The organism is Paraburkholderia sp. SIMBA_030 (genome assembly GCF_046535245.1).
Taxonomy (GTDB): Bacteria; Pseudomonadota; Gammaproteobacteria; order Burkholderiales; family Burkholderiaceae; genus Paraburkholderia.
On sequence record NZ_JAWRXB010000907.1, the window covers coordinates 1 to 259 of the forward strand.

Sequence of the window (259 nt, forward strand, 5' to 3'; positions counted from 1 at the left end):
GAGCATGGTTTCCGGACGGGTGGTGGCGACGATCAGGTAGTCGTTGCCTTCAGCGGTCTTGGCGCCGTCGGCCAGCGGGTAGCGCAGGTTCCACAGGAAGCCTTTCTCGTCGTGGTTTTCCACTTCGAGGTCGGAAATCGCCGTGTGCAGCTTGGTATCCCAGTTCACCAGGCGCTTGCCGCGGTAGATCAGGCCGTCTTCGTGCAGGCGCACGAAGGCTTCCTTCACCGCTTCCGAGAGGCCGTCGTCCATGGTGAAG

1 protein-coding gene is annotated in these 259 nt (G+C 62.2%); it reads right to left on the reverse strand.

What is annotated here, in order from left to right; translation table 11 throughout:
- Nucleotides 1-259: class I tRNA ligase family protein (locus SB772_RS42655; RefSeq protein ID WP_410838852.1), on the reverse strand; the 259-nt coding region annotated here is incomplete at both ends.